The sequence below is a fragment of the Variovorax sp. dw_308 genome (assembly GCF_019207085.1).
Classification (GTDB): Bacteria; Pseudomonadota; Gammaproteobacteria; order Burkholderiales; family Burkholderiaceae_C; genus Variovorax.
Genome location: NZ_JAATOM010000021.1, coordinates 70,667 through 83,608, shown reverse-complemented (window position 1 = coordinate 83,608; position 12,942 = coordinate 70,667). Strand labels below are relative to the sequence as shown.

Genomic DNA, 12,942 nt, shown 5'->3' with positions numbered 1-12,942 from the left:
CACCGTTCAGCGGACCTGAGGGCAATCCCGCGAAGCGATTTCCCCAGGCTGAGGTAGGGTTCGCATGCGCGCCGGGAGGCTCGCAGTCCGGCCGCAAAGGAGACTCTGATCACGTCAGCGTCTCCCTCACTACAACATCACGTCGGAGAAATCGATGAAGTATTTGCATGTGTGGAGCGTGGCCGCCGCGGCGACCCTGTTGACGGCTTGTGGCGGCGGCGACAGCGGCCCCAGCCTCGCGATCCCGCCGGTCGGCATTACGACGGTCAGCACCGGCAAGCTGGTGGAGCCGCAGGCCCCCGTGACGACGCTCACCAAGGCCCAGATCGACGCCGGCACCAAGGCCAGCGGCCTGCAGGCCCTGAGCGGCCCGGCGCTGTGCGATGTCAGCGTGGTCGCGCTCAACTACACCACGCTCGGCGCGAAGGGCGAAGCCACCAACGCATCGGGCGTGCTGCTGATGCCCGCGGGCAGCTGCGCCGGCAACATCGTGCCGCTGGTGGCCTATGCCAAGGGCACCGACGTGCAGAAGCCGCGCACGCTGGCCAACCCCGCCGACCCGGAGACCCAACTCCTCACCGCCATGTACGCCGCGCAAGGCTATGCGGTCGTGGCCACCGACTACCTCGGCTTTGCGAAGTCGCAGTACCCGTTCCATCCCTACCTGCATGCCGACTCCGAAGCGCGCTCGGTGCTCGACTCCATCCGCGCGGCGCGCACCGCCGTCACCAACCTGCAGGGCGCCCTGTCCGGCAAGATCATGTTCACCGGCTATTCGCAGGGCGGCCATTCGTCCATGGCGGCGCACCGCTCGGCCGAGCGCGACTACCCGTTCGAATTCAACGTGGTCGCCGGCGCGCACCTGGCCGGCCCGTACAACCTCTCGGGCGCGACCAAGCTCGGCATCGCTCCGCTGGGCTACCAGTTCTTCGTGCCCTTCCAGGTCACGGCCTACCAGAAGATCTACGGCGACCTCTATGCCAAGCCGAGCGATGCCTTCAAGGCGCCCTACGACAGCTACATCGAGGGCCTGCTGCCGAGCGCGACGCTCAACTACACCACCCTGGTGACCTCCGGCGCGCTGCCCGGCGCCAATGGCGAATCGCCTGCGCAAGTGCGTGACCTGATGTTCCAGCCGGCCTTCCTGGCGGACGCGCAAACCAATTCGAACAACACGTACTACCTCGCTGCGAAGAGGAACGACCTGTTCGGCTGGAGCCCGCGCGCGCGCACCCTGCTCTGCGGCGGCGCCGGCGACCCGACCGTGCCGCCAGCCGTGCACCAGATCCCGATGAAGGCCGACTTCGACGCACGCGGCGTGACGACGGTGACTTCGGTCGACGTCGATGCACAGATCCAGGCGACCTACGGCACCAACGGCGCCGCCCCCCAGGACCCGACCTCCGCCGCCTTCGCGACCTACTACGGCTCCTACCACGGGACCTACGAGCCGCCGTTCTGCCATGCCGCCGCGCGCCGTCTCTTCGACGCGCTGAAGTAGTCGACGAAGGTCAGCGCGCGCCGACCACGCGCGCGATCCAGGCGAGGAGGACGGCAAACACCTCCTCGCGATTGGTTTCGTTGAGCGTCTCGTGGCGCGCGCCGCCGAACACGTGACAGGACACGTCACGCAGGCCCGCTTCGCGATAGCGCTCGACCAGCGGATAGAACCATTGCGCCTTGTTGCTGACCGGGTCCTGGTCGCCGGTGAACAGGTACACCGGCAGGTCCGCCGGGATGCGCGACTGCATCGCCGCCGGCGCCAGCTCGGCCAGGCCCGCGAACATCGAGCCCATGCCCTCGGCCGTGACCGTGAAGCCGCACAGCGGATCGGCGATGTAGGCATCGACCTGGGCCGGGTCGCGGCTCAGCCAGTCGAAGGGCGTGCGCACGTCGGGCAGGGCGGCGTTCATGTCCTCCAGCCTGAAGCCGCTTTGCAGCGCGGCGCCCAGCAGGTCCAGCGCGGCCGTGCCGGAGAGCACCGCGCCCGCGAGCAGGTCGCTGTGCTTCACCAGGTAGTACTGCGTGGCGAAGGAGCCCATGCTGTGGCCGATGAGGATCAGCGGCAGGCCCGCATGCGCGGCGCGGGCATGGCGGCTGAGCTGCGCCATGTCGTCCACCAGGCCGTCGAAGCCGCGCGGGCCGAACTCGCCCAGTTCGCCGAGCGCCTGCGCCGACTTGCCATGGCCGCGATGCTCGTTCGCATAGACCACGCAGCCGGCCTGCGTGAGCGCATCGGCCAGCGCGCGATAGCGCAGCGAATGCTCGCCCATGCCATGGGCCAGCTGCACCACGGCGCGCGGCGCGCCGCTGCCCTGCCAGCGATGTGCCTCGATGGCGTGGCCGTCGTTGGCGGTGAGGTCGAAGTGCGTCTCGGTGCTGCTCGTCATGCGCTCGGTCTCCGTTTGAAGAAAGTGGACGGTCATCCTAAATGCCGCCCACCTCCCCCGTCACCGGCAAAACGATCCCCGTGATGTAGCTCGCGCACACCGGCGAGGCGAGGAACACATAGGCCGGCGACAACTCCTCCGGCTGCGCCACGCGCTTGAACACCGTGTCGTGGCCGAACTTCTTCACATCGCCGGCCTCCTTGTCGGCCGGGTTCAGCGGCGTCCACACCGGCCCCGGCGCCACGGCGTTGACGCGGATGCCCTTGTCGATGAGGTTCTGCGCCAGCGCCTTGGTGAAGGCATGTATCGCGCCCTTGGTGGCGGAATAGTCGAGCAGCTTGGCGCTGCCGGCCAGGCCGGTGACCGAGCCGGTATTGATGATCGAACTGCCGTTCTTCAGGTGCGGCACGGCCGCCCGCGCCATGCGCATGTAGCCGCCGATGTTGGTCTGCAGCGTGAGGTCGATCCGCTCGTCGGAAAGGTCCTCGATGCTGCTGGCATGCATCTGGAAGGCTGCGTTGTTGACCAGCACGTCGAGCTTGCCGAAGGCCTTCAGCGCCTTCTGCACCGCGCGCTCGCAGAAGGCGCTGCGCCGCACGTCGCCCGCAATCAGCACGCAGCGCTTTCCTTCCGCCTCGACGGCGGCGCGGGTCTGCTCGGCATCGGCCTTCTCGCTGAGATAGACGACTGCCACATCCGCGCCCTCACGCGCGAACAGCACGGCGACGGCGCGGCCGATGCCCGAATCGCCGCCGGTCACCAGCGCCGCCATGCCTTCGAGCTTGCCGCTACCCTGGTAGTCCGGCGCCAGGTAGCGCGGCTGCAGCTTCATGCCGGCCTCGCCGCCGGGCTTCCTGAGCTTGTCCGGCGGCAGGCGGCTGGGTTGCACCCGTGGCCCGGCCTGCACGGCCTTGCTGCTTTTCTTCGCGGCGGGCGCGGCGCGGTCACGCGCGTCCTGCCGGCGCTGGATCGCGGCGTGCTTGCGCACCAGCGCGGCCCTCGCGCCACCGCCGCCCGGGTTTGAACTTGCCATGGCCCATCTCCTTCATGTCAGTGCAGATGGGCCCGATGGTCGGGACAGGGGTGCGCCCCGCCTGTCGTCCGACACCGACGGAATTGCTGCGACATTTGCCCGTCGATACACAGTCTTACAAGGGAAATTCGCGAGGCGTCAGGCGCGGGTCAGTCGATAAGATTCCGCTTTTTTGGCCCAAGGCACATCCATGAAGAAACTGCTCGCATTCACCGCCGTCGCCGCAGCGGCGGTCGCCGCCACCCTGCCGGCGCAAGCCCAGGACTTCCCGGCCGGCAAGCCCATCACCATCATCGTGCCCTTCGCGGCCGGCGGCCCGACCGACCGCGTCGCGCGCGACCTGGCCGAGTCGATGCGCAAGCCCCTGGGCGACGTCAGCATCATCGTGGACAACGCGGCCGGCGCCGGCAGCACCATCGGCAATGCCAAGGCCGCCCGCGCCAAGGCCGACGGCTACACGCTGCTGCTCACGCACGTGGCCATGGCCACCACGCCGGTTCTGTACCGCAAGCTGCCCTACAACTACGAGACCGACTTCGAGTACCTGGGCATGATCAACGATGTGCCCATGACCGTCATCGGCAAGCCGCAGCTGGAAGCGAAGAACTTCAAGGAGTTGCGCGATTGGATCGGCAAGAGCGGCGGCAAGGTGAACCTGGGCAACGCGGGCATCGGCTCCGCATCGCACCTGTGCGGCCTGCTGTTCCAGAGCGAGCTGAAGGCCGACATGACCGCGGTGCCGTACAAGGGCACGGCGCCGGCCATCGCCGACCTGATCGGCGGGCAGATCGACATCCTCTGCGACCAGACCACCAACACCACCAGCCAGATCGAGGGGAAAAAAGTCATCCCCTACGGCGTGACCACGGTCAAGCGCCTGACCACGCCGGCCCTCAAGGACATCCCCACGCTGGACGAGTCCGGCCTCAAGGGCTTCCAGGTCACCATCTGGCACGGCCTGTATGCCCCCAAGGGCACGCCGGCGCCGGTGCTCAAGAAGATCAACGACGCGCTCAAGATCGCCCTGAAGGACCCGGAGTTCATCAAGAAGGAAGAAGGGCTGGGTGCGGTGGTGGTGCACGACAAGCGCGTGGAACCGGCGGAGCACAAGAAGTTCGTGCAGGCGGAGGTGGCGCGCTTTGGGCCGGTGATCAAGGCGGCTGGGCAGTACGCGGACTGAGGCGCTGCGCCTACCGGACGCTTCGCCACGGGCCACGGAAAGACATGGCGAACAAGCGTCCGACCACGATCGCCGAATACGTTCGTGGAACGCGAAGGCGACGCCTTCTGGTAAGTTGCATCCATGCACTCCGTCCCTGGCGTCTTCATGAGTCACAGCCATGCAGACAAGGCGTTTGTCCGGCGGCTGTCGGTCGATCTGGGCGCACTCGGGGCGCACGTCTGGCTGGACGAGGCGGAACTGATGGTAGGCGATTCGCTGTTCGAGAAGATCGAGGCAGCCATCGACCAGGTCGACCACCTGGTGGTCTTCATCGTTTCAGCGAAGGAGTTACCTCTCGAACGCTTGCCTCTTCTTGTCGGGGCTGCGGCGTCGTTGCACTTTGCGCTCTCGATTGGCAGGAAGTGAGTTTCGTAAGCATGATGTCCTCTAACCCGCCTCGTTCGCGTCCTTCTTTGCCGCTGGCGCGCATTCATCACGCCGCGCCCTCTGCGATGAGAGTACCGTTCGTTTCGCCAGCCTTGGGCTCAACCACCGGTCGAGCCGACCGTCTACGGCGTCGGCTCACCTCGTTCGTTAGCCTGCACGTATGAGCATCGCCGAAGCGCTCCGTCAAGTCTGCGAGATGTTGTCTTCAGGTAACTCCGCATCAGCCGCAGAGATACTGAGCGCTGTATTCCCGCCGCCTCCAGCATCTACTCCTCGTTCACCATGGCCGCTTGCGCGCTTAACCAAGGTTTTCGTTCGCGACGGCTTCAGCGATCGGTATTTCGGCGAGCCCCTCGTGTTTCCGGGAGCGCTGCGCGCGCTATCAGTACTTTCGCCGTCACTCTTTCCGTACCACCGCAACTGGAAGCAATCTCTCACGCACCCCGCATACTGGTCCCACTACCCGACTATCGATCATGTTGTCCCTGTCGCGCGTGGCGGCGCGGACGATGAATCGAACGTCGTTACCACCTCAATGCTCCGCAATGCTGCAAAGTCAAACTGGCTACAGAAGTGGCGCCGCAAATCTGAACAGCGCTTTAAGTGGAAACTCCGGGCTTGATGCCGGGCCGAGGAAGGTCTGGCGACAGGAGTTTCGATGGTCAAGAAATCAGCGCGGCGCACCCGCCGCACGTACACGCCGGTGTTCAAGGCCCAGGTGGCGGTGGCCGCTTTGCGTGAAGACAAGACTCTGGCCGAACTGGCCACGCAGTTCGAGCTGCACCCCAACCAGATCACGGAGTGGAAGCGGCAGTTGCTGGAGCACGCGGCCGAGGCCTTCGGTGGCGGCGCAGCGGCACCAGCCGAACCGGTCGACCTGAATCCGCTGCACGCCAAGATCGGGCAGCTGACGCTGGAGAATGATTTTTTAGAACGCGCGCTCACCAAGGCGGGATTGCTGAGCGCAAAGCGATGATCGACCGGAAAGAGCAACTGTCCGTCACGCGCCAAGCGCAGCTGCTGGGCATCAGCCGTGGCTCGGTGTACTACCTGCCACGGCCAGTGAGCGATGCCGACCTGGCGCTCATGCGCCGTCTGGACGAACTGCACTTGGAGCACCCATTCATGGGAGCGCGCATGCTGCGCGACCAGCTGCATCGCGAGGGTATCCAGGTTGGCCGCAGGCATGTGGGCACATTGATGCAGCGCATGGGCATCGCAGCGCTTGCGCCGCAACCGGGAACGAGCAAGCGCGCACCGGGCCACAAGATCTACCCGTACTTGCTGCGCAAGCTGGCGATCACGCGGGCCAATCAGGTGTGGGCGCTGGACACGACCTACATCCCGATGGCGCGCGGCTTCGTCTACCTCACTGCCGTGGTGGACGTGTTCAGCCGCCGCGTGCTGGCGCATCGTGTGGCCATCACGCTGGAGGCGATCCACGCCAAGGAAGTGATCGAGCGGGCCCTGGCCCTGTACGGTGCACCCGAGATCGTCAACACCGACCAGGGCAGCCAGTTCAGCGCCGAGGAGTTCACCGGCGCAGTGCTGGCCGCCGGTAGCAGGCTGTCGATGGACGGGCGCGGAGCCTGGAGGGACAACGTGTTCGTCGAGCGCCTGTGGCGCAGCGTGAAGTACGAGCGCGTGTACCTGAAGGCCTACGACAGCGTCAGCGCCGCGCGCGCCGACATTGCTGACTACCTGGCCTGGTACAACGCGCATCGCGCTCATTCGAGCCTGGATCGCTCTACGCCGGACGAAGCGTACTTCGCCGGCCTGCCGCCAGTGAAACTGGCCGCGTAAGATGAAGATCGCTGGTGCGCCCCGAGTTGCCCACCGCGTCGTGCGTTCGTCGCAAGCGACGCCCGCCGCCGTGGACAACTCTGCACCGTTGGCAAACCGCCCGGAATCCACTTAAGAATCGGGGAATGCTGTTCAGACAAGCGGGGCCACTTCTCTACTCTCGGAGCTCGGGTGGCCCACAGCGAGGGCGGCGCCCTCGGTTGCCACTTGGGATGGCCTGCTTGCTTGGTTTTGTCGCGAGTATGAGCAGAACGAGAAGCTACGTCACGAGCCATCGCTGCGCCAGTGGTACAAGGCGGCAAAGAGTGCCGGCTAACCCTTCGTTGCACCCGACTCGCTACAGCGGACCGACGTCCTTCGGCATACCTCGGTCCGCGAATCAGCCTCAACCTTACGCCCACGCGCTCACTCTTGCGTCACAAGGAAATACGAAGATGGCAGGACATCGAATCTTCTCCACTCCCTTCGCGGCGGTGTATCCCCTGTACGTGGAGAAGGCCAAACGCAAGGGGCGCACGCAAGAAGAGGTTGATCACGTCATTTGCTGGCTCACAGGCTATGACCGTGCCGGGTTGAAGCATCAGATCCAACAGAAGGCTGACTTTGAGAGCTTCTTTTCTCAAGCGCCAGCGATGCATCCAAATAGTGCTCTCATCAAAGGTGTGGTCTGTGGCGTACGTGTGGAGGAAGTTGAAGACCCGCTGATGAAAAGGATTCGTCAGTTGGACAAACTTGTCGACGAACTAGCGAAGGGCAAGGCCATGGAGAAGGTCCTTCGACAATGAGTCCTTCTAGGCAAGACGTATCGCTGCGCCAGGCTAGTCCAGCGGCCACGACATGGCGTCTGGCAACACCTGCGGCGCTGGCGCACGGCGCTTGGATGCGCGTGCCGACGTATCCACACCGCGCCACCACGGCTCGACGTCGTTCGCGTGCGCTGGCTCGACCGCTTCGCCCAGCCGGGGCATGACGAGTCGCGCGCCCATCTTGGCGCCCAGGTCCAGCAAGACGTCGGCTGGCTGGTGCCACGCATGCGTGGCGAGGCTGAAAGTGCCCCAGTGCACTGGCAGCAGGGCGCCACCGCCGAGCAACTCGAGGGCCTTGAGCGCGTTCTCCGGGCCAAGATGCATGTCACCCCAGGCTGGGTGGTAGGCACCGACCTCCAGCATCACCAGGTCAAACTTTCCCAGACGTTGGGCGATCTCGCGGTACTCGTCCGTGAGCCCTGTGTCGCCGCTGAAGAACACCGCATGCCGTGGCGAACGTATGGCGAGCGAAGACCACAGGGTGGCGTTGCGATCATCCAGTGAACGGCCCGAGAAATGCTGCGAGGGCGCGGCCGTGACCGTGACCTCGCTGTCGGGCAACTGGTACGTTTCCCACCAGTCGAGTTCGACGATGCGCTCGGGAGGCACGCCCCACGCTTCGAGGTGTGCGCCGACACCCAGCGAGGTCACGAAAGGCACGTCGAGCCTGGCCAGTTCGCGGATGGTCGGATAGTCCAGATGATCGTAGTGGTCGTGCGATACCACGACCAGGTCGATGGGGGGCAGCGCACGCAAGGGCACCGGTGCCGGCTGGAAGCGCTTGGGGCCGAACAGCCGTGATGGCGACGCGCGCGGCCCCCACACCGGATCGGTCAACACACGCAATCCTTCTATCTCGAGCAACACCGTCGAATGCCCAAGCCACGTGGCGCGCAGGCCGCTTGCGGGTGCATTCGCCCAGGCTGGCAACGGGTCCATCGACGGCAGCAGGCCCCGTGGCACGGTGCCTTCGGCGCCACATAGCAACTCGCTGATGGAAGGCATCTTTGCCTGCGGGTCGCGCAAGCCGGGACTGATCGGATGCAGGTTGCGGAAGCCTTTGCCATCCCAGCGCGGTGACGCCTTGATGCGTTCAAGCCGCGCGCCTTGTGGCTTCTTGCCGAAGGATTTCATGTTGCGCTCCCCTTCGCCGGTCAAGGCCGGCATAGTGACTGGTGTTGTGAATGAAAGTGTAGCTACTCAGCCTCATTTCGACAGCGACATCCGCTTCTGGCGAGGGTGGGCTGGCCGAGGCCGCACGGAGGCTGCCCCATGCCAATGAAGAAGTCCGTCCCTGCAGAAAATCCCGACGCATACATTGCCTCGCTCGCCGATTGGCAACGGCGCTGTGCGCAAGCACTGCGATCAACTGTCGTCAGTTCCGCACCGCTGCAAGAAGCCATCAAGTGGGGCCACCTGGTGTACTTTTCGAAGGGTCCCGTCCTTCTCATCCGCGCCGAGGAAGAGCGCATCCTCCTGGGTTTCTGGCGCGGCCAGCGTCTGTGGCATATCGAGCCGCGCTTGAAGCCGGGCGGAAAGTACGAGATGGCAACGTTGCATCTCGTGAAGGAAACGCCCCTTGAGCAGGCCACCGTGGTCAGGTTGGTCCAGGAAGCCGTTGCCCTCAACGAGCGTCACGGCGACCCGACTGCGGTGCCAGCCAAGATCACTTCGGCCGGATCGCGTCGGCCGTTTCCTGGATGACCACCGGCGGCGCGGATTCGACGTCTCGCGTCGAGTCCTGGTTGTAGGCCCATGGCAAGCCCAACTGCCCGCCGAGGCGGTTCAGCGCGCCAGCAATTGCGGACTGGCCCGCTCGCGCCGCTCGACCGTGTTCGGATGCATCGGCCGCAAGTAGTCATGCAGCGCCAATGCCGCCGCCCCCACCGCAGGCGCCAGCAATCCGTGGCGCGCGCCGCGCACCACCGGCGGCGGCATGCCTGCTGCTTCCGCGTAGCGCTGCACCGTCTCGATGGCGCTTTGCAAAAACTCGGGATGGTTCACGCACGTCGAGCCACCGACGACGATGGCGCGCGGGTCGAAAGTGATCCACAGGTTCTGCAGCAGCACGCCCAGCATCTCGCCCGCGCGGCGCACGTCGCCTCGCTTCTTGCCCAGCATGCGCGAACCGAAGAACGCTTCGGCGCAGCCGCGCCTGCCGCAGGAGCACAACGGCCCGTCGGCCTGCAGGATGCTGTGGCCGATCTCGCCGGCCATGCCCTGCGCGCCGGTGAAGAGGCGGTCGTTCAACACGATGCCGGCGCCCACGCCCACATCGCAATCGACAAAGATCAGCGGATCCTCGCCCTCGCCGTCGCAGAACTCGTATTCGCCGAGCGCCGCCACATCGGCTTCGTTCTGCAACTGCACCGGCACGCGTGGCAGGCCGGCCGCGGCGAACGCCTCGATGAGCCGGGGCAGCAGGTCGAGCCGGCGCCATCCGAGGTTGGGTGCGAACAGCACGATGCCGGTGGCGTCGTCCACCGCGCCGGGCACGCCCACGCCGATGCCGGTGAGTTCGAGCCCGCGTTCAGCGATCTCGTCCCAGGCTTGCGCACACATCGCACCAGCCTGCGCGCAGACTGCGGCGGGCTCCGCGCTGTGCAACGGCTGCGCATCCAAACGCAGCACTTCGCCCAGCAGCGACACGCACACCACGCGCATTGTCTCGACCCCCACCTCGATGCCCACCAGCGCACGCACACGGTCGTTGATGGACAACGGCGTCGATGGCCGCCCCAGCCCATCGGTGACGGCCGCATCGGATTCGGTGAGCCAGCGGTCCTCGATCAGTTCGCGCACCAGCCCGCTCACCGTCGACTTGGTCAGCCCGCTCTCGCTCGCCAAGCGCGCCCGCGACAGGCCCGGCTGCGCACGCAACAACCGCAGCAGCACGCTGCGGTTGATGCGCTTGAGCAGTTGCTGGTCACCGATCGTTTTCATATCCAGATTGATCAAGCTGTCCCATTCCAGAAACACCGCGGAACCGGCTTTGCCGGGCCGCTGGTGTTGCCCCCGGTGGGGGGTGAGAGTGGCGACACGAAGTGCCGCCACGACCTGGGGAGGAGCAACAGTTCATGCGTGCTCGGCCTGCGGCTTGCCCTCTGGCCGCTTGCCCGCGATGATCATCCCCAGCACCTCGTCCTCGGTCACGTCGGCGGTGCGATACGTTCCCACCAGCTTGCCGTTCTTCATCACCGCGAGGCGATCGCTCAGCGAGAACACATCGGGCATGTCGTGCGTGATCAGGAAGATGCCGACGCCGTCGGACTTGAGCTGCTTCACAAGCCCGCCGACCATCGCCGTCTCTTCCGGACCGAGCGCCGCGCAGGGCTCGTCCATGATAAGGATGCGCGCATTGAAGTACAGCGCCCGCGAGATCGCCACCACCTGCCGCTGCCCGCCTGACAAGCCACGCACCGGCACGCGGATATTGGTGAAGTTCTTGTTCAGCCGGTTGAACACCTTGCGCGCGGCGCCTTCCATGAAATGGTCGTCCAGCGTGCGCCACGGCGTGAGCTTCTCGCGCCCGAGGAACAGGTTCGACACCGAGTCCAGGTTGTCGGCCAGCGCCAGCGTCTGGTAGATGGTCTCGATGCCCTGCGCCTGCGCCTCCGAAGGCGTGCGGATGTGGACCTTTTCGCCCGCGATGATCGTGTCGCCCGAGTCGATCGGGTAGGCACCCGCCAGCATCTTCATCAGCGTGGACTTGCCGGCGCCGTTGTGGCCCAGCAGCGCCACCACTTCGCCCGGGTAGAGGTTGACGCTGACGTCTTCCACCGCGTGCACGCCGCCGAAAGCCTTGCGGATGTTGCGCAGCTCGACCAGCGGCTTCGATTTGTCGATCGTGGCCATTTCAGCGATCTCCGAATTTCTTGCGATACAGCACATCGAACACGACGGCGATGATCAGCACCTGCCCGACGATCACCATGCGCTTGCCGATGGCCACGTCCAGCAGCAGCATGCCGCTGTCGAGCGACTGCATGATCAGCGCGCCCAGCACCGAGCCGAAGATCGAGCCGCTGCCGCCCGCGAGCGCCGTGCCGCCGATGACGGCCGCCGCGATCACATACAACTCCATGCCCGTGCCCAGCGAGTTGGTGCCCGCGTTGAGGCGCGCGATCGACACGATCGCGGCGATGGTGACCAGCACCGCCAGCAATGCGAACAGCATCAGCGTGACGCGCTTGACCGGAATGCCCACCAGCTCCGCCGCATCCGGGTTGCCGCCCATCGCGAACACGTAGCGCCCGAAGCGGGTGCGGTGCACGATGAAGGACAGCACGATGCCCACCACGGCCCAGATCAGCACAGGGATCGGAATGCCCTGCGGCGCGTCCTTGCCGGAGATCTGGTAGTGGTTCATGGCCCAGGCAAAGACCACCAGCACCGCGATCGGCACTGCCGTGAACATCAGGTCCACCGTCAGCGACTCCGTCGGCATCTCATAGCGTTGCAGCGCCCTGCGCTTCTGCACCATGCGGAACAAAAGCACCAGCGCGACGATGCCCGTCAGCACCCATGTCGCCGTCACGCCGATGGCGCCGTCATAGCCACCGCCCAGGCGCTGGAAGAACTCGTCGCTGACCGGCTGCGTCTTGCCGTCCGCGACCAGGAAGGCCGCGCCGCGGAACGACATCAGGCCGCCCAGCGTCACGACGAACGAAGGCACTCCCAGCACCGCCGTGAGCCACCCCTGGTAGATCGACACCAGCAAGGCCACCGCGAGGCCCGCGAGGCAAGCCGTCGGCCAGGACCAGCCCGAGGTGTATTGCAGGTAGGCGATCAGCACACCGACGAAACCCATCACCGAGCCCACCGACAAGTCGATGTGCCGCGCGACGATCACCAGCACCATCACCGTTGCCACGATGCCGACCACGGCCGTCTGCTGCGCGACGTTGTAGAGGTTCTCCGGCGACAGGAACACGCCGCCCGAGAAGATGTTGAACACCACACCCATCACGATGAGCAGCACGCTCATGAGCAACAGGCGAAGGTCGACGCCGCTGCGGCGCCAGATTGGCAAAGGCTTGTTCATAAAAAACTCCCATCGACGATTTGCAGGTACGCGTTCCAGCGAGAGGGAACGTTGCCGGGCTCATTCAAGGCGGGCGCGAGCGATGCACCGCGGCCCTCACCCCAACCCTCTCCCCGAGGGGAGAGGGAGTTGCACGCGAGCAGCCTCTGCAGAGCGAGATCGCGTGAAACACCGCGGAACCGGCTTTGCCGGGCCGCTGGTGTTGCCCCCTCGAGGGGCCGAGGGCCGCGGCTCCAAGCCTGCCTGCGCAGGCTTGG

General features: G+C 65.7%; 13 protein-coding genes. 7 read left to right on the top strand and 6 right to left on the bottom strand.

Annotated features, from left to right (window positions below; all coding sequences use genetic code 11):
* The first annotated feature begins 154 nt into the window (after positions 1–154).
* On the top strand, positions 155–1,501 hold the full coding sequence (locus HCU76_RS28710) for a lipase family protein (protein ID WP_213958222.1): 1,347 nt from the start codon (positions 155–157) through the stop codon (positions 1,499–1,501).
* Positions 1,502–1,511: 10 nt separating this feature from the next.
* Here HCU76_RS28710 and HCU76_RS28705 read toward each other — a convergent pair whose 3' ends face one another.
* On the bottom strand, positions 1,512–2,390 hold the full coding sequence (locus HCU76_RS28705; RefSeq protein ID WP_213958223.1) for an alpha/beta fold hydrolase: 879 nt from the start codon (positions 2,388–2,390) through the stop codon (positions 1,512–1,514).
* Between the two features lie 37 nt (positions 2,391–2,427).
* Entirely contained in the window at positions 2,428–3,423 is a 996-nt protein-coding gene (locus HCU76_RS28700; RefSeq protein ID WP_213958224.1) for an SDR family oxidoreductase, read from the bottom strand.
* Between the two features lie 190 nt (positions 3,424–3,613).
* Here HCU76_RS28700 and HCU76_RS28695 point away from each other — a divergent pair, with 190 nt between their 5' ends.
* From HCU76_RS28695 to HCU76_RS28675, 5 genes are all read left to right on the top strand, one after another.
* Positions 3,614–4,603, top strand: coding sequence for a tripartite tricarboxylate transporter substrate-binding protein (locus tag HCU76_RS28695; RefSeq protein WP_213958225.1), 990 nt, complete (start codon positions 3,614–3,616; stop codon positions 4,601–4,603).
* A 147-nt stretch (positions 4,604–4,750) separates the two neighbouring features.
* Positions 4,751–5,011 (top strand): toll/interleukin-1 receptor domain-containing protein, encoded by a 261-nt coding sequence (locus tag HCU76_RS28690; protein WP_213958226.1) that lies wholly within the window; start codon positions 4,751–4,753, stop codon positions 5,009–5,011.
* Positions 5,012–5,192: 181 nt separating this feature from the next.
* Positions 5,193–5,654, top strand: coding sequence for an HNH endonuclease (locus tag HCU76_RS28685; protein ID WP_213958227.1), 462 nt, complete (start codon positions 5,193–5,195; stop codon positions 5,652–5,654).
* A 36-nt stretch (positions 5,655–5,690) separates the two neighbouring features.
* A protein-coding gene (locus HCU76_RS28680) for an IS3 family transposase (RefSeq protein WP_213958228.1) occupies positions 5,691–6,835 on the top strand; the annotation gives its coding sequence in 2 pieces (ribosomal slippage) (positions 5,691–5,964 and positions 5,964–6,835; 1,146 coding nt in all).
* A 434-nt stretch (positions 6,836–7,269) separates the two neighbouring features.
* The gene (locus tag HCU76_RS28675) at positions 7,270–7,620 is read left to right on the top strand and encodes a DUF2200 domain-containing protein (RefSeq protein WP_213958229.1); all 351 of its coding nucleotides are present in this window, start codon (positions 7,270–7,272) and stop codon (positions 7,618–7,620) included.
* Between the two features lie 33 nt (positions 7,621–7,653).
* Here the strand turns inward: HCU76_RS28675 and HCU76_RS28670 are convergent, their stop codons facing one another.
* Positions 7,654–8,775, bottom strand: coding sequence for an MBL fold metallo-hydrolase (locus HCU76_RS28670; RefSeq protein ID WP_213958230.1), 1,122 nt, complete (start codon positions 8,773–8,775; stop codon positions 7,654–7,656).
* A 138-nt stretch (positions 8,776–8,913) separates the two neighbouring features.
* Between HCU76_RS28670 and HCU76_RS28665 the strand changes: the two genes are divergently transcribed.
* Positions 8,914–9,345 carry a DUF1801 domain-containing protein gene (locus HCU76_RS28665; protein WP_218511200.1) on the top strand — a complete coding sequence of 144 codons (432 nt, stop codon included), beginning with the start codon at positions 8,914–8,916 and terminating at the stop codon, positions 9,343–9,345.
* A gap of 81 nt (positions 9,346–9,426) precedes the next feature.
* On the opposite strand, the gene HCU76_RS28660 is transcribed toward HCU76_RS28665, so the two are convergent.
* The 3 genes from HCU76_RS28660 to HCU76_RS28650 form a co-directional block, all read right to left on the bottom strand.
* Positions 9,427–10,584: an ROK family transcriptional regulator gene (locus HCU76_RS28660; protein ID WP_213958232.1), complete on the bottom strand. Its 1,158-nt coding sequence runs from the start codon at positions 10,582–10,584 to the stop codon at positions 9,427–9,429.
* A 132-nt stretch (positions 10,585–10,716) separates the two neighbouring features.
* Positions 10,717–11,496, bottom strand: coding sequence for an ATP-binding cassette domain-containing protein (locus tag HCU76_RS28655; RefSeq protein ID WP_213958233.1), 780 nt, complete (start codon positions 11,494–11,496; stop codon positions 10,717–10,719).
* A 1-nt stretch (position 11,497) separates the two neighbouring features.
* Positions 11,498–12,685 carry a sugar ABC transporter permease gene (locus HCU76_RS28650; RefSeq protein ID WP_218511199.1) on the bottom strand — a complete coding sequence of 396 codons (1,188 nt, stop codon included), beginning with the start codon at positions 12,683–12,685 and terminating at the stop codon, positions 11,498–11,500.
* Positions 12,686–12,942 lie beyond the last annotated feature (257 nt).